General features: G+C 71.2%; 11 protein-coding genes. 2 read left to right on the plus strand and 9 right to left on the minus strand.

The annotated features are described in order from the left end of the window. The 7 genes from NR111_RS13880 to NR111_RS13910 all read right to left on the minus strand — a co-directional run bounded on the left by NR111_RS13880 (position 1) and on the right by NR111_RS13910 (position 11,242). Positions 1-1,626 carry a Na+/H+ antiporter subunit D gene (locus NR111_RS13880; protein ID WP_067719289.1) on the minus strand — a complete coding sequence of 542 codons (1,626 nt, stop codon included), beginning with the start codon at positions 1,624-1,626 and terminating at the stop codon, positions 1-3. Further along, entirely contained in the window at positions 1,623-2,252 is a 630-nt protein-coding gene (locus NR111_RS13885; RefSeq protein WP_067719286.1) for a Na(+)/H(+) antiporter subunit C, read from the minus strand. The genes NR111_RS13880 and NR111_RS13885 overlap by 4 nt, the downstream gene beginning before the upstream one ends. Then, positions 2,249-5,293 (minus strand): Na+/H+ antiporter subunit A, encoded by a 3,045-nt coding sequence (locus NR111_RS13890; protein ID WP_256821121.1) that lies wholly within the window; start codon positions 5,291-5,293, stop codon positions 2,249-2,251. The genes NR111_RS13885 and NR111_RS13890 overlap by 4 nt, the downstream gene beginning before the upstream one ends. Positions 5,294-5,425: 132 nt before the next feature. Then, the gene (locus NR111_RS13895; RefSeq protein WP_182634788.1) at positions 5,426-5,974 is read right to left on the minus strand and encodes a hypothetical protein; all 549 of its coding nucleotides are present in this window, start codon (positions 5,972-5,974) and stop codon (positions 5,426-5,428) included. Positions 5,975-6,172: 198 nt separating this feature from the next. Beyond that, positions 6,173-8,464 carry an AAA family ATPase gene (locus NR111_RS13900; protein WP_256821122.1) on the minus strand — a complete coding sequence of 764 codons (2,292 nt, stop codon included), beginning with the start codon at positions 8,462-8,464 and terminating at the stop codon, positions 6,173-6,175. 51 nt (positions 8,465-8,515) lie between these two features. Next, positions 8,516-9,703, minus strand: a complete 1,188-nt coding sequence (locus NR111_RS13905; protein WP_256821123.1) for an alpha/beta hydrolase family protein — start codon at positions 9,701-9,703, stop codon at positions 8,516-8,518. Between the two features lie 102 nt (positions 9,704-9,805). After that, entirely contained in the window at positions 9,806-11,242 is a 1,437-nt protein-coding gene (locus NR111_RS13910) for a M20/M25/M40 family metallo-hydrolase (RefSeq protein ID WP_256821124.1), read from the minus strand. 80 nt (positions 11,243-11,322) lie between these two features. On the opposite strand from NR111_RS13910, the gene NR111_RS13915 reads away from it, so the two are divergent. Then, positions 11,323-12,072: a hypothetical protein gene (locus NR111_RS13915; protein WP_256821125.1), complete on the plus strand. Its 750-nt coding sequence runs from the start codon at positions 11,323-11,325 to the stop codon at positions 12,070-12,072. Positions 12,073-12,097: 25 nt separating this feature from the next. Here NR111_RS13915 and NR111_RS13920 read toward each other — a convergent pair whose 3' ends face one another. Together NR111_RS13920 and NR111_RS13925 are read right to left on the minus strand one after the other, a co-directional pair. After that, entirely contained in the window at positions 12,098-12,817 is a 720-nt protein-coding gene (locus NR111_RS13920; RefSeq protein WP_256821126.1) for a hypothetical protein, read from the minus strand. A gap of 7 nt (positions 12,818-12,824) precedes the next feature. Beyond that, a complete protein-coding gene (locus NR111_RS13925; RefSeq protein ID WP_096906761.1) occupies positions 12,825-13,301 on the minus strand; it encodes an SRPBCC family protein in 477 nt (158 codons plus the stop codon). Between the two features lie 285 nt (positions 13,302-13,586). On the opposite strand from NR111_RS13925, the gene groL reads away from it, so the two are divergent. Next, entirely contained in the window at positions 13,587-15,209 is a 1,623-nt protein-coding gene (gene groL, locus NR111_RS13930; protein WP_120286075.1) for a chaperonin GroEL, read from the plus strand. Positions 15,210-15,362 lie beyond the last annotated feature (153 nt).

Genomic DNA, 15,362 nt, shown 5'->3' on the forward strand with positions numbered 1-15,362 from the left:
TCAGCGCACCCCCGTCACGGAGTCGACGAAGCGTTCGGGTGTGGCGTCGGTGGGGACGGTCACGAGGTACTCGACACGCTCCCGCAGACTCTCGGCGGCGCCGTCGGTGACCGCGAGCAGCGGGCCGGCGAAGACGGTCATGAGAAGCGAGACGACGATGAGCGCCCACGTCGGGGCCAGCATGCTCCACGGCATCCGCCCGACCTCGTCGCGCTCGTCGAACTCGACGTACTCGTCGGACGGCAGCAGTGCGAGCGGCTTGGCCAGCGCGATCGCGCCCTCGGGGGCGTCCGCCCGGGGCCGCCAGAACGCCTTGGACCACACGCGCACGACCACGTACAGCGTCAGCAGGCTGGTGACCATGGCGCCGGCGACGAGCACCCACATGAGGACCCCGCCGACCTCTGCGCCGGCCTGGACCACGGCGAGCTTGCCGACGAAGCCGGAGAACGGCGGGATCCCGCCCAGGTTGAGCGCCGGGATGAGGAACGTGACGGCGAGGACCGGGCTGACGACGCCGAGGGACCCCAACCGGCGGAGGGAGGACGACCCCGCCTGCCGTTCGATGAGGCCCACGACCAGGAACAGTGTGGTCTGCACGACGATGTGGTGGCCGACGTAGTAGATCGCGGCGCTCAGCCCGGACTCGGTGGACAGGGCGACCCCGAAGATCATGTAGCCGATGTGGCTGACCAGGGTGAACGACAATATCCGCTTGATGTCCGACTGGGCGATCGCACCGAGGATCCCCACGACCATCGTCAACAGGCCGGCCACCAGGAGGACGCCGTCCATGCTGCCCCCGGGGAACACCAGGGTGTGGAAGCGGATGATCGCGTAGACGCCGACCTTGGTGAGCAGACCGGCGAACACGGCGGTGACCGGGGCGGGCGCGGTCGGGTACGAGTCGGGCAGCCACGTGGACAGCGGGAACACGGCGGCCTTGATGCCGAACGCCACGAGGAACACGGCGAAGATGGTGTGCCGCAGGCCGTCCGGGACCTCGGCCATCCGGGTGGCGACCTGCGCCAGGTTGAGCGTTCCGACGGCGGAATAGGTCAGCGCGATGCCCAGCAGGAAGACCATCGAGGACACCATCGACACAACGGTGTACGACACGCCCGCGCGCACACGTTCCTGACTGGCACCCAGCGTGAGCAGCACGTACGACGCGGCCAGCAGCATCTCGAACCCGACGAACAGGTTGAACAGGTCGCCGGCGATGAACGCCGCATTCAGGCCGGCGGCCAGCGCGAGGTAGGTGGGCAGGAAGACCGAGGTCGGCTGGTCGCCGTCACCGTCGCGGACACCCTGGCCGACGGCGTAGATGATGACCGTCAGCAGGATCACGGCGGATACGCACAGCATCAGCGCGCTGAGCCGGTCCGCGACCAGGGTGATGCCGACCGGGGCGTCCCAGCCTCCCACCTGGACGGTGTGCATCCCGTGTTGTTCGGTCAGCACCAGCAGGATGCCGGAGATGACCAACACCCCGGTCAGGGTGGCGATCGTGATGACGTTCTGCACCCGCGGTCGGCGGGAGACCACCAGACAGAGGGCGGCCGCCAGCATCGGGGCGAGGACGACCGACGGGATGAGGTAGCCGAAGAGTTCGGGGGAGATCACAGGTCCTCCTCCTTTCCGGCGTCCTTGTTGCGCTTCACGCGTCGATCGATACGTCGGGCCTCCGCCTCGGCGCGGGCCCGTGCCTCCGCGCGAGCGTCGGCCTCGGCTCTGGCCCGGGCCTCCGCTCGGGCTTCGGCGGCGGCCTCGGCTTCGGCCTCCTCGAGGTCCTCGTCGTCGTAGTCGACGTGGTCACCGAGTTCGGTGGGCTGACCGGTGGCGTGGTCGTCGGAGGCGTCACGGTCGGGAGCGGACCAGGCGTCGGTGGGGGAGCGTCGGGCGATCTTGGTGTCCTCGACGTCGTCCGCGACCTCGTCCACGGTGGTGAACTGGTACGAGCGGTAGGCCAGCGCGAGGATGAACGCCCCGACACCGGCGGTGATGACGATGGCGGTGAGGATCATCGCCTGGGCGAGCGGATCGGAGTCGGTGGCGTTGCCGCCCCAGGTCCGGTCGCGGATGGGCGGGTTCCCGGGCGCGCCGCCCGCCGCCAGCAGCAGCAGGTTGACGCCGTTGGACAGGATCATGATGCCCAGCAGGATCTTGATGATGGCCCGCTCGAGCAGCAGGTAGACGCCGGCGGCGCTGAGGATGCCGGCTAGGAGCAGCAGTGCGAAGTCGGCGGTCATGGCATCCCCCGGGACGTCGTGCCCTGGTTCTCGGCGGCCTTCAGGCGTGCGGCGCGGCGGGCGGCCAGATCGGACCGCGGTGCGGCGCCGTCGACGCCGGGGACGCGGCGCAGGGAGGCGGTGGACGGCGAGTCGGTGGCGTCGACGTAGACGGCGCGGAGTTCCTCGAGGTCCTCGGCGTCCAGGTCGAGTCGGGCGCCGAGGCTGCGGAGGATGTCGAGGACGAGACCGACGACGATGAGGTACACCCCCGCGTCGAAGAACAGTGCCGTGACGAACTTGACGTCCCCGAACACGGGGAGCGTCCCCTCGAAGGTGGCGCTGGACAGGGGAGGCGCCCCGAAGAACATGGACGCGGTGGCCGTGCCGGCGGCCAGCAGGAGCCCGAATCCGAGGATCCGGCCGGCGTCGATCGGGATGGCCTCCCCGAGCTCGTAACGGCCGCCGGCGACGTACCGCAGTACGAGGGCCAGGCCCGCCACGAGACCGCCCGCGAAGCCGCCTCCGGGATTGTTGTGTCCCGCGAAGAAGAAGAACAGGCTCAGGATCATCATGGTGGGGAAGATGAGCCTGGTGGTGACCTCGAGGACGAGGGAGCGGGCGCGCGGATCGCGGACGGTCGCCCCGACCAGCCAGCGGCCGGGGGAGGCGCCGGGAGCCTCGACGACGATGCGGGCGGCCTCGATGCCCCGTCGGCCGGAGCGCGTCTTGCCGGCGTCGGCGAGGCGGGGCCCCGAGCCGTAGCGGCGGTTGCGGAAGACCAGGCTGGCCACACCGGTGGCGGCGACGAGCAGCACCGTGATCTCACCGAGGGTGTCCCAGGCGCGGATGTCGACCAGGGTCACGTTGACGGCGTTGGCACCGTTGCCGATGTCGTAGGCGAGGTCCGGGAAGACGGTGGACACGGCGGGCCGCTGGCGGGCGTTGATCGCGTAGGCGCCGACGATCACCACGAGCAGGCCCACCCCGATGCCGAGCCAGGCGCGGGTCCGGCGGAAGCCGTCCGACAACGGGACCTCGGCGGGCATCGTGCGCAGCACCAGGACGAACGCGACCATCATCAGCGTCTCCACCAACACCTGGGTGAGGGCCAGGTCCGGGGCGCCGTGGAAGGCGAAGATGATGGCGACGCCGTAGCCGGTGACGGACATGCTGATCACCGCGGCGAGGCGGTTGCGCAGGACGGTGGCGGCGATCGCAGCGACGGTCATGGGGATCATGACGAACAGCACGACCGGGTTGCCCGCCAGCTCCATCCGCAGGCCCTCGCGGGTGCCGACCATGAGGGACGCGAACGGGAACAGCACGAGGGTGAACAGGATGATGCCGAGCGTCAGCGGGAGGGAGCCGCGCTGGATGCTCGCGGTCAGGCGCAGCGACAGGAGGTCGAAGAAGCGCAGGACGGCGTCGTAGATGCGGTCGGCGTTACCCAGCGCGGGCGACTCGAACTGCATCCGCTCGACGGTCCGCTGGGCGACATAGAGCATGGTTCCGAGCACGTACACGACCGCCGTGAGCGCCAACGGGATGCCGACGCCGTGCCACAGTCCCAGGTGGTAGGCCTCGTCTCCGCGCCACGGGCTGCCGGGCGGGAACGCGACATCGACGAACCGGACGAGGAGGTTCTCGACGGGCGCCGACCACAGGCCGAGCACCAGGCCGGCGACGGCGAGGACCGCGGGCACCGAGAGGAACATCGGGTTGACGGGCTTCGAGTCGGCGACCGCGGGGCTGATCCCGTCGGGGAAGGTCGGCTTGTCCCGGAATGCGCCCATGACCAGGCGGGCGGTGTACGAGAAGGTGAGCACCGAGCCCAGTACGAGGCCCGCGGTGACGACGATCGCGGGCATCCCGTGTAGTCGGCCCTCGGTCAGCACGGTGGCGAACGCGGACTCCTTGCCGATGAATCCGAGGAAGGGCGGGAGCCCGGCCATCGAGGCGGCGGCGAGGGTGAAGAACACCGCCAGTGCGGGCCGCGAGCGGCCGAGGCCCGACAGCTCGCGGATCTCACGGGTGCCGGTCGTCTTGTCGATCACGCCGACCGCCATGAACAGGGACGACTTGAACAGCGAGTGCGCGAGCAGCATGGTGAGCCCGGCGAGCATGGTGTCCCGGGAGCCGATGCCCACCAGCACGAGCAGGAAACCCAGCTGGGACACGGTGCCGAAGGCCAGCACCAGCTTGAGGTCCGTCTCGCGTAGCGCCCGCCACCCGGCCATGAGCAGGGAGACCAGGCCCAGGGCGATGAGTGGCAGCTGCCAGGTGGACGAGCCGGACAATCCGGGACTGAACGCCGCGACGAGGAAGACGCCGGCCTTGACCATGGCCGCGGAGTGCAGGTACGCGCTCACCGGGGTGGGGGCGGTCATCGCCCCCGGTAGCCAGAAGTGCAGGGGAGCGATGGCGGACTTGCTCGCCGCGCCGATGATGACCAGGGCGAGAGCCCAGTGGACGAGGGGCCCCGATGGTGGGGCCGCGATGATCTCGCTGAGCAGGTACGACCCGGCTTCCTGCGCCAGGATGATCATGCCGACGAGCATCGCCAGGCCGCCGAGGGTGGTCACCAGCAGTGCCTGGGTGGCGGCACGCCGGGACGAGGCCCGCTCGGCGTAGTGGCCGACCAGCAGGAAGCTCAGAACGGAGGTGATCTCCCAGAAGATGTACAGCAGGATCATGTTGTCGGCCACGACCAGGCCGAACATGACGCCCGCGAAGGCGACGAGCTCCGCGGCGAACAGGTGGAGTCGCGGTTCGGAGTCGTCGAAGTACCAGGTGCAGTAGAACAGCACCAACGCACCGACGCCCAGTGCGATGAGGGACATCAGCGCGGACAGGGCGTCCATCCGCAGGTCGAGCGCCAGGTGGATGCCGGGAGCCCACTGGATGGACTCCGTGGGTACCCGGTCGAGGTTCGCGGCCACCCAGACCGCGCCGGCGGCGGGGACCAACGCCAGGAGCGGGAAGGCGCGGCGTCCGAACCTGGACACCAACGGGATCGCGATCAGGGCGGCCACGGCATGGGCCGCGAGGATCACGATCACCGGCGGCTCCTTTCCTTGCGTCGAACGGACGACGACATGCGGACGTATCCGCCGCGAGGCGGCGGGGAGTCGGTGGTCGACCGGGGCGTGGTTCCTGTGATCACTTTACAGAACGGTGTTTCTGAGCCGACTTCACCGCAGGTGGAGACGGGTCGCGGCGCTGAGCAGCGCCGCGATCGAGGCCTCGGTGGAGGTCTGCCCGAACCCGAGCGCCCACGTCTCGCGGCGACCACAGCTGGCGCGCAGGATCGTGCACCACGATCCGGCCTCGCCGAAGGCGTGGCCGCCGTGCCGGTGGCCCTCGTACTGGTGGAACTGCTCGATCTCCGCACGCGCGCCGACCTGGCCCAGCATGTCGGACATCGCGGTGACGTCACCGCAGGACTCGGTGGTCAGGCGGCGGGCGGTGAACTCGCCGGGCGCGTCCCCTGCGGCACGGGTGGCCAGGATCGCCTCGTAGGCGGTGATGCCCCGACCCAGCGGGCGGCGGGAGAAATCGGCCAGATGAAAGCGGTCGGAGGACGGGGCGTAGGTGTCGAGCAGCGTGCGCCAGTCCAGGCCCGCGGCCTCGGAGGCGAACCCTCGTGGCAGCCGGCGGCCGAATCGATCCGCGAAGGGGCAGATGGGAGAGCCGGTGGTCGCGTGGGGTCCGCCGAACGTGGGATTCGCCGTGGGGGTCATGGGGTTCTCGCTTCTGGTGCGTCGGTGAGATGACCGACGTCAGAAGGAGCAACCACGCAACGGGGGTGCCGGTCTGTCAGGCCCCGTTACGTCCGGTTACTACGAGAATCTTCCGCATGGTCAGACACTCTAGGCCGCCGGCGTGAATCCCGGCAAGCCCGTGGCGCCCCGCCCCCGCGCGCGGCACCCTCGCGCTGCTCAGCTCTCGCGACGCTCGGCGTACTGCCGGAGGTCCTCCACCTGCACGGGGTCGAGAGAGGGTCTGACCGCGCGGCGGGCGCGATCCACGTCGTCGGCGGTGACCTCGGCCGCGTCGATGTCGCGACGCATCGCGGTCAGCGCCGACTCCCGCAGCAGTGCGGCGCAGTCCGCGGCCGAGTACCCGTCCAGGTCGGTCGCGAGCTCGGTCAGGTCCACGTCGTCGGCCAGCGGGACATCCCGGCCGGCGGCCCGGAGGATGTCCGCCCGGGCCTCGGCGTCCGGCGGGGGGACGAACACCAGGCGTTCGAGCCGACCCGGACGGAGCAGCGCGGGGTCGATGAGCTCGGGCCGGTTGGTGGCGCCGAGGATGACCACATCACCCAGTGGCTCCGCACCGTCGAGTTCGGTGAGCAGGGCCGCCACCACCCGGTCGCCGACGCCCGAATCGCCGGACTGGCCCCGCCGCGGGGCGAGCGCGTCGATCTCGTCGAGGAACACCAACGACGGCGCCGAGTCACGCGCCTTGCGGAACAGGTCGCGGACGGCCTTCTCCGAGGACCCGACCCACTTGTCCATGAGCTCGGCACCCTTGACCATGTGCACCGTCAGCCGCCCGCTCGCGGCGAGGGCCCGCACGACGAACGTCTTGCCGCAGCCCGGGGGACCGTACAACAGCACGCCCCGTGGCGGCTGCACCCCCAGCCGTTCGAAGGAGTCGCGGTGCTGCAGCGGCCACAGCACCGTCTCGGTGAGCGCCTGCCGCACCTCCTCCATGTCCCCGACGTCGTCGAGGGTGATCGATCCCAGGCTCAGCTCCTCGGTGCCGGACCGGGACAGCGGCCGGATCACGCTGATCGCGCCCAGGAGGTCGTCCTGCTCCAGACGGGCGACGGGGCGGTCGGGCGCGGGGTGGTCGGGCGCGGGGAGATTTGGCGCGGGGTCGCCGTGCGCGGGCCGGTCGGTGACGCCGTTGCCCGCGGCCCGCCCGGCCGCCCGCAGGGCCGCCTCCCGGGTCAGTGCCCTCAGGTCGCCGGCGACGTACCCGGGGGTGCGCTCGGCGACGGCGCGCAGGTCCAGCGTCCCGGTGGGTACGTTTCTGAGCATGACCTCCAGCAGCGCGGCGCGGTCGGCCGCGTCGGGCAGGGGCAGGTCGAGGACGCGGTCGCAGAGGTCGGGCTCGCGGAGCCGGGCGTCGGCGTCCTCTGGGCGCACGCAGGTCGCCACCAGCACCGATCCTGGGGACGCCACCACCGACCGCAGTCGGTCGAGGACCAGCGTGGACACCGGCTCGGGCTGGGCGGGGAGCAGTGCGTCGACGTCGGTGACCAGCAGGATCCCGCCATTCTCGCGGGCCCGCTCGGCGGCGGCACGTACCGCCTCGAGTCGTGAGGCGGGGTCGAGCGCTCCGACCGAGGGCCCGTCGACCACCTCGAGCCGCCGGTGGCCGGCGACCGAGCGGACCAGCGTCGCCTTGCCGACGCCCGGAGGTCCCGCCACCAGCACCCCGAGGTGCGGCGACGCGCCCAGCGTCCGCAACAACTCCGAGCGGTCCAGCGCGAGGGAGAGCCATTGCTCCAGCACCTCGGCCCGGTCGGCGACCCCGACGAGGTCTTCCCTCGCGACGGCCGTGATGGCCGAACCCGGGCCGTGCACGCCGGTGACGGCAGGAGCCGGCGTGGTGCGGGGGCTCGTCGTCGTTCCCGTACTCGCGGCCCCCGTGCCCCCGGTGCCCACGCCGGTCACGATCGCCGTGGTGGGCTGCACGGAGACGGTCCCGCCGGGCACGGTCGCGATGACGGTGAGCAGTTCGGTGCTCCATGCCGCGCCCATGGTGTTGCGCAGGGTTCGGGTGGTGTCGGAGGTGGGGAAGTCGGGGCCGAGATCGCGCGGCATCAGCGTGACCGAGTCCCCGACCCGCACCACCTTGCCCAGCAGCGCCGACCGCAGCACACGCTCGGCGACACCGCGGCCCGCCGGCGGGAGGCCCTGGACCTCGACGGACTGCGCGCCCGTCACCTCCGCGGCCCGCACGGTCACCCGCGCGTCCTCACCGAGGCCGCAGTTGGCGGCCACCACCTCGTCGACCACCAGCACGCCGCTCGGCGCGCCCGTGGCCGCGGCGGCGACCACGGCGCCCGTCGTGCGGGCACCGATGATCTCGATGGCATCCCACTCGCGCATCCCCAGCGCGAGGATCACCTCCGGGTGCGCGCGGACGATCCCCCGTCGGGAATCGGCCGCGGACGCCGACAGACGCAGGGTCAGGTCAAGATCCGGGCGGGAGTTCACGGAGGTGAGCGTATCGCGGCGAGCGCAGGACCCCCTCCGGCCCCGGCGGGGTCACAGCGCGCCGCGGATGGCGTTCCAGGCGACGGGGATCTGACGCGAGTAGTAGGACCAGTTGTGCAGCCCGGTGGGCAGGTGGTCGATCGTCGCCGGGATCCCCAGGTCGCGCAGGCGACGGTCCGCCGCTCGCGTGCACTGCCCGGTCGCCTGCTCCAGCGCCATGCCGGCGACGAAGTTGGCGGCGTCGTTGTTGTAGTCCTCCCAGTCGCCCGGGTTGGCCACGCCCGTGCCGGACGAGAGGTAGATCGCCTTTCCGCGCAACTCCTCCGCGTTGATCAGCGCGTCGTGGTCCGCCCACTGAGCGTTGCCCGGCTCGCCCCACATGTTGGTCAGCGTGGCGCCGCGGCTCTCCACGGTGTAGCGGGTGAGGATCTGACCGAGCGTGCCGGTGGAGTAGCAGCCCGAGACGCCGAAGACGGCCCGGTAGAGATCGGGGTGGCGGGTGGCGATGGTCACGGCCGCGCCGGCGCCCATCGAGATCCCGCCGATCGCGCGGCTGCGGCTGGTGCTGACCTCGGGCTCGACCAGGGCGGGCAGGTCGCGGGTGATGAAGGCCTCCCACTTGCTGATGCCCAGCACCGGGTCGGGCTCGTTCCAGTCCGCCCACATCGACCCCTGGCCACCGGTCGGGATGATGAGGTTGACGTTCTCGTCCGCGAACTGCTCTGCCGCGCCCCACTGCATGAAGCCGCTGGGGAGTTCGGAGCCGACACCGTCGAGGAGGTACAGGAACGGCGCGTTCTGATTACCGTTGGGCGCGCGGTAGACCTCGACGGTGATCCCGCGCTTCATGTCGGCCGAGTCGATGAGCCACCGCTCGTAGCGTCCGTCGATCTCCTTGCTCACGACGCGCGTCTCGGTGATGTTCGGGTTGGGCTGGGGTGCCGGCGGCGGGGGTCCGGCGAACATGTTGGGGGAGAATCCGAGTCTGTTGGCGATGCCCATCATCGACGACCCGGACGAGCCCGGCAGGTTTCCGAAGTAGAGGAGCTGGCTGAGGCTCTCCGGCGAGATGGTGCCGAGAGCACCGTTGGCGATCTGCTCAGGGCTGATCGACCCCGGTAGCCCCTGTGCCTGCGCCTGGGCGGGGAGCAGTCCCACCGTCAGTGCGGCGGCGGCGGCGGTCGCGAGGAGGGCGCGGCCTGCTCGGGTGACGCGGTGGGCGAGTGCGGGCACGGGCATGGCGGCTCCTTCTTCCGGGCAGCCGAGACCTGGTCGAACCGCCACTGGTGACAGTATCGGTCGACGGGCATCACACTGTTACCGGTTCGCCGGGCCGGGGGCTCAGCGGTAGCGCTGCAGGAACGCCGCCTCCGCCAGTGCGATGCGCTCGATCTCCCGCGGGTCGACGCTCTCGTCGGGGGAGTGGATCGCGGCCGCGGGGTCCTCGACGCCGAACAGTGCGATGCTCGCGTCGGGATGCGCCCGCTGCAGCGCGGTGCACAGTGGGATCGATCCGCCGGAGCCGACCACGGCGACCTCCTCCGCACCGTAGGCCTGCGCCAGGCACTGCGAGAGCAGGTCGTGGACCGGGTCCGAGCCGCCCGCCGGCACCGAGCGGAACGGGTGGCCGACGGCCTCGGGTTCCACCGTCACCCGGGCGTTCCACGGCCTGCGCCGCTCGATGTGCGCGGTGAGTAGCCGCTGCGCCTCGACCGGGTCGATCCCGGGTGGAATGCGCAGGTTGACCAGGGCGCGGGCTCGGGGCTGGACGGCGGCGATCGCCCCCTCGACCGGTGGGCAGTCGATCCCCAGCACGGTCACCGCGGGCCGTGACCACACCAGGTCCGCGAGCGGGGCCGCCGTGGAGACCTCCACCCCGTCGAGGATCCCGGCGTCGGCGCGGAACGTCTCTTCGGGGTAGGCCTGCCCGTCCCACTCGCCGGTGAAGTCCAGGCCGTCGACGGTCGTGGCGCCGGTGGCGGGGTCGCGCAGCGAGGCGAGGATGGAGATGAGGGCGGCGAGCGCGTCGGGCGCCGCGCCCCCGAACTGTCCGGAGTGGACACCGGCCTCCAGGGTGTCGACGACGACGACGAGGTTGGCGATCCCCCGGAGGCTGGTCGTGAGCGTGGGGGTGCCGACCGAGACGTTCCCGGAATCGGCGATGAGGATCGCCTCCGCCGCCACCAGGTCGGGCCGCGACGCCACGAGATCGTCCAGGCCCCCTCCGCCGGTCTCCTCGGAGCCCTCCACGACGAGTCGGATCCCCAGGCCGTCCAGCGGGTCCGTTCCGGGCGCGCCGACCTCGTCGTCGTCACCCAGGGCGGCGAGCGCGCGCAGGGCGGCGAGGTGCACGACGAGGTTTCCCTTGCAGTCCGCGGCGCCGCGGCCGTACCACCGGCCGTCGCGCTCGGTCAGTTCCCACGGCGAGGACGTCCACTCGACCGGATCCCCGGAGGGCTGGACGTCGTAGTGGCTGTAGAGCAGCACCGTGGGGCGGCCGGGCGCGGCCGGGCGGTGGGCGAACACCGCGCGCGACCCGTCGGACGTCTCGATCACCTCGACCGAGTCCGGGCCCAGGCCCGGGATCGGCAGGTCCGTGAGCAGGCCGCGGACGAGGTCACAGGCCTGTGCGCAGGCCTCCGGCTCGGCGTCGTGCACCGACGGCAGGGCGACGAGATCGGCGAGATCGGACCGGGCCCGGTCGAGTTGGGCGGCGACCGCGGCCGCGAGCGGGGCGAGATCGGCGTGGGGGTCAGCGAACGCGGGGGAGTCGGCCATGCGCACAGAGTAGTTGCCCGCTCCGACACGACTCGGCGACATGAACGGAAAGTGAACGCAGCATGAAGTATGGTGTGCACATGAGTAGCTTTGTGATCGTCGTCACCCCTGCCGAGGAGGAACTCCGCGAGCTCACCTCCGTCGACGAGTTGCCCGCACACGTGCGCGCGGACCTCCAGGCGCTGTGCGACGAGGTGTCGGAGCGGTTCCCCGAAGCCGACGCCATCGGCGAGACCGGCGCCCTGTGTGCGCGCCCGGAACTCGACGGCGTGGGCGTGGTCATCCGGCCCGAGGTGATCACCCGCCCGCTCGTGGTCAACGCCGTCATGCGGTACGCCGCCCCGCGCCAGCTCCGCGTGACCTCGCCCGAGCTGGGACTGGTGGCCGACCCGCGCGAACGCATCGATGTCGACGTCCACCGTCGGCCCACCATGGTGGGCGCGGGGATCGCCGACCACGCGGTGCGCGGTCGACCCCGCGGCACGCTGCCGTGGGTCACCCGTGAACTCCTGGGCCAGCTGATCGGCAAGCTCCTGATCGACGGCGACCGGTTGGAGCTCGAGGTCGACGGCGAACGCTGCTTCCGCTTCGAGCGGTCTGGCGACTGCCTGCTCATCCAGGCGAAGGACGGGCCGGACGTCCCCGTGTGCCGACGGACCGTCCCGGTCGACGCGGCCGACGCCGCGGCGGACGCCGGCTGGGCGTGGGCCCGCTGCGACCAGGGGTGGGCGGAGTTTTTGCCGCGTGACGCGCGGACGGACGAGGTGATCGCACCGTCCGCCGGGGGCGATCCCGCGACGGGCGGACGAGACTCCGCCACCGCGGCCTGAACCGGGTGGCCGCGCCCGGGTGGCGTCACACCGAGATGTCGTAGCGCAGGGACGCCACCACGGCGTCGATCGTCTCCGTGGGCTGCACGCCGGCCTCGCCCTCGTCGGACATGAGCACGAACACCAGTGAGGCCGGCGCGCCGTCCGGGCCCCGCGTGGACACCGCGATGGTGTCGAAGCGGATGGTCGGCGGGGTGCAGTGGTTGCGCGGGGGACGCACCTCGCCGCGCAGCGAGACGTACCAGGCGGGCACCCCCGAGACCCCGATCCTGCGGGCATCGGGGACGGGGACGTCGGCACCGGCCTGGGTGAACCGTCGGTCGATCGAGTCCGCCATGGCCCGGGACGCCGATTCGGCTTGTTCACGCGCCTCGCCCGGCAGTGCCGTCGCGCTGATGCCGACCAGGGTCCGGAAGCTCAGGCCCCCGAGCCGGCAGTAGCCACGGTCGGCGATGGCGTTGGCGGTGGTGACGTAGCCCGATCCCCAGTCCGATCCGGGGTCGCCGGCGTCGTCGTCGACCCCGGACGGGTCCCCGACCTCCCACCCCGGCGGAACCGAGTACACGAGCCCGGTGGGGCTGCGGACGTCCTGCCAGTCCGCCGGCGGGGGGCCGGCGGCCAGGGTGGGCCCGGGCTGCTCGCGGGCAGGGGCGTCGACGTCGTCGCCGTCGCCCGACCACAGGGCGCAGCCGGAGAGCGACGCGACGAGCGAGCCCGCGATGAGGGCCGCGGCGGCCCGGGCCATCCCGGCCTCAGCTCCGCTCGGCGAGCGCCTTGATCCGCTGCAGGGAGGTGGACACGCCCCGGTCCAGCTCGCTGGTGAACGACTTCTGTCCTCCGAACACCTTGTCGGTGAGGAATCGGGAGATGAAGGTCAGCCCGTCCGGGACCTCCCTGCGCTCGGTGAGGAGGGTGCCGCCGGCGGGGGTCGGCTCGAGGTCGAAGACCCAGATGGTGGTGTTCTCGGTGATGCGGTTGGCGAACCGGCGGCCGGGCTCGAACTCCACCACACGGCTGGTCGTGGGCCACAGGAGCGGCCCGCGCTTGTTGAGGTTCAGTGCCCACGTGCCCTTGGCGGTGCGGCCGCCGAGGGGGAAGATCTTCCAGGCCTGGCTGCTCCACTGGGTGGCGTTGCGGACCTCGGAGATGACCTCCCAGACCCGGGCCGGCGGGGCGTCGATCTCGATGGAGCTCTCGATGGCGCCTGCTGCGGCGGGTTCGGTGGGCATTGACGAGCCTTTCGGGCGAACGGGTGGGACGGCGTCTCGATGGTAGGGCAGGGCCGGGCGGCATGAGGGTCGTTCGCCGAGCGCGAATCAGCCGTCCGGGCCTTTGCACTCGTCGGGGGCGAGTGCTAGAAAAGCGATTGGCACTCGGCTACCCTGAGTGCCAGCAAGATCTGAGAACCGAGGTCGCAAGGTGAGGCGCGGATCCGACACGGTCCGCACCGTCCGTCGCGGGCACCGACGCTGACCACACGCGTGTCACCCCATACCCGGAGGATGATTCACCCCATGGCAAAGATGATCGCGTTCGACGAAGAGGCCCGGCGCGGCCTGGAGAGCGGTCTCAACCAGCTCGCCGACGCCGTCAAGGTCACGCTCGGCCCCAAGGGCCGCAACGTCGTGCTGGAGAAGAAGTGGGGCGCCCCCACGATCACCAACGACGGCGTCTCCATCGCCAAGGAGATCGAGCTCGAGGAGCCGTACGAGAAGATCGGCGCCGAGCTGGTCAAGGAGGTCGCCAAGAAGACCGACGACGTCGCCGGCGACGGAACCACCACCGCCACCGTCCTCGCCCAGGCGCTCGTGCGCGAGGGCCTGCGCAACGTCGCCGCCGGTGCCAACCCCATGGGCATCAAGCGCGGCATCGAGAAGGCCGTCGAGGCCGTCACCAAGCACCTGATCGACTCCGCCACGGAGATCGAGACCAAGGAGCAGATCGCCGCCACCGCGGGGATCTCCGCCGGCGACCCGGCCATCGGCGAGCTCATCGCCCAGGCCATGGACAAGGTCGGCAAGGAGGGCGTGATCACGGTCGAGGAGTCCCAGACCTTCGGTCTGGACCTCGAGCTCACCGAGGGCATGCGCTTCGACAAGGGCTACATCTCGCAGTACTTCCAGACGGATCCGGAGCGCCAGGAGGCGGTCATGGAGGATCCGTACGTCCTGCTGGTCTCCGGCAAGGTGTCCACCGTCAAGGACCTGCTCCCGCTGCTGGAGAAGGTCATCGGCGAGAACAAGTCGCTGCTCATCATCGCCGAGGACGTCGAGGGCGAGGCCCTGTCGACCCTGGTCGTGAACAAGATCCGCGGCACCTTCAAGTCCGTCGCCGTCAAGGCCCCGGGCTTCGGTGACCGCCGCAAGGCCATGCTGCAGGACATCGCCATCCTCACCGGTGGCCAGGTCATCTCCGAGGAGGTCGGCCTCTCGCTCGAGACCGCCGACATCTCCATGCTCGGTAAGGCCCGCAAGGTCGTCGTGACCAAGGACGAGACCACCATCGTCGAGGGTGCCGGGGACCAGGGTCAGATCGAGGGTCGGGTCAACCAGATCCGCGCCGAGATCGAGAACTCGGACTCCGACTACGACCGCGAGAAGCTCCAGGAGCGCCTCGCCAAGCTCGCCGGCGGCGTCGCCGTCATCAAGGCGGGCGCGGCCACCGAGGTCGAGCTCAAGGAGCGCAAGCACCGCATCGAGGACGCCGTGCGCAACGCGAAGGCGGCCGTCGAGGAGGGCATCGTCGCCGGCGGCGGCGTCGCCCTGGTCAAGTCCGAGGTCGCCATCGATGGTCTGTCCCTCGAGGGCGAGGAGGCCACCGGCGCGAACATCGTCAAGTTCGCGCTCAGCGCCCCGCTCAAGCAGATCGCCCACAACGCCGGCCTCGAGCCGGGCGTCGTGGCCGAGAAGGTCCGCAACCTGCCGGGCGCCGAGGGCCTGAACGCCGCCACCGGCGGCTACGAGGACCTGCTCAAGGCCGGCATCAACGACCCGGTCAAGGTGACCCGCTCGGCGCTGCAGAACGCCGCGTCGATCGCCGCGCTGTTCCTCACCACCGAGGCCGTCGTGGCCGACAAGCCCGAGCCCGCCGCGCCCGCCATGCCGGGTGGCGACGAGATGGGCGGCATGGGCTTCTGATGTAGCCCATCCCAGCACGCGGCCGTGGCCCGCACCGGAGATCCGGTGCGGGCCACGGCCGTTGTAACACGGCGGTCACGTGAACCTTCTCGCGTAAAGCGTTCGTGACCTGCGGTTAAGGAACGGTTTCGTCTCTGGTGGCTGCTGAAATGC

It is taken from the genome of Dietzia sp. Die43, assembly GCF_024519835.1.
Taxonomy (GTDB): domain Bacteria; phylum Actinomycetota; class Actinomycetes; order Mycobacteriales; family Mycobacteriaceae; genus Dietzia; species Dietzia kunjamensis.

What these genes read in the sequence shown, in the direction of transcription:
- NR111_RS13885 (WP_067719286.1), bottom strand. Translation starts at nt 2,252, where the DNA reads ATGACCGCCGACTTCGCACTGCTGCTCCTAGCCGGCATCCTCAGCGCC.
- NR111_RS13895 (WP_182634788.1), bottom strand. Translation starts at nt 5,974, where the DNA reads ATGACCCCCACGGCGAATCCCACGTTCGGCGGACCCCACGCGACCACC.
- NR111_RS13905 (WP_256821123.1), bottom strand. Translation starts at nt 9,703, where the DNA reads ATGCCCGTGCCCGCACTCGCCCACCGCGTCACCCGAGCAGGCCGCGCC.
- NR111_RS13910 (WP_256821124.1), bottom strand. Translation starts at nt 11,242, where the DNA reads ATGGCCGACTCCCCCGCGTTCGCTGACCCCCACGCCGATCTCGCCCCG.
- NR111_RS13915 (WP_256821125.1), top strand. Translation starts at nt 11,323, where the DNA reads ATGAGTAGCTTTGTGATCGTCGTCACCCCTGCCGAGGAGGAACTCCGC.
- NR111_RS13920 (WP_256821126.1), bottom strand. Translation starts at nt 12,817, where the DNA reads ATGGCCCGGGCCGCCGCGGCCCTCATCGCGGGCTCGCTCGTCGCGTCG.
- NR111_RS13925 (WP_096906761.1), bottom strand. Translation starts at nt 13,301, where the DNA reads ATGCCCACCGAACCCGCCGCAGCAGGCGCCATCGAGAGCTCCATCGAG.
- groL (WP_120286075.1), top strand. Translation starts at nt 13,587, where the DNA reads ATGGCAAAGATGATCGCGTTCGACGAAGAGGCCCGGCGCGGCCTGGAG.